The sequence below is a fragment of the Vibrio sp. 1288 genome, assembly GCF_033344475.1.
Genome location: NZ_JAWPOX010000642.1, coordinates 1 through 648, shown reverse-complemented (window position 1 = coordinate 648; position 648 = coordinate 1). Strand labels below are relative to the sequence as shown.

1 protein-coding gene is annotated in these 648 nt (G+C 50.8%); it reads left to right on the top strand.

Features of this window, described 5'->3' with window-relative positions; translation table 11 throughout:
• Nucleotides 1-648 (top strand): HAMP domain-containing protein (locus R8O11_RS28510; protein ID WP_318195033.1); only part of this gene is annotated, 648 nt, incomplete at both ends.

Sequence of the window (648 nt, the reverse complement as noted above, 5' to 3'; positions counted from 1 at the left end):
ATCATGGACCAGCAACACCGATTAGTGGCACGTTCTGGCCCAGGCAGCGTGGTGTCTTGGGGCACGAAGTTTTCGGATAAAGGCCAACGCTTGTTCGCCTCTGAAAGCGCAGACCCGATCATCAAAATCAGCGCCTCCCGCGTGCGTGGCTTTGACTTGTACCATACAGACCAACCGTACACGTTTGAGTTTGACCACAGCGGCCAACGTATTTTTAGCCGCATCACGCCCTACTATGATCCAAACGGTCTAACTTGGTTCATCGGCACTTCTATCTCGGAATCTGATTTGCTTGGCCTCTTACCGAAAAGCCAAGAGAAAAGCTGGATTGTTGGTATCGTCGTCAGCTTGTTTGGTATCGGCTTTAGTTGGGTCATATTCGAACGCGTGACTCGACCAATCAACGCCACTGCCGACGCGGCTCAACACCTAGCAAATGGCGATTGGGATAGCTCAATGCCCCAACCTGGCCGTGTGTACGAAACGACCGTGCTCGCAAAAGCCTTTAATGAAATGGCCAGCAACCTCAAAGCCTCATTTAAGGCGCTGCGCGATCAGCTAGTGTATGACTCATTAACTCGACTCTACAGCCGCCAAGGATTAATCGAAATCTGCGAAAACAAACCCAATTTGTGTCACGGTAGTTTG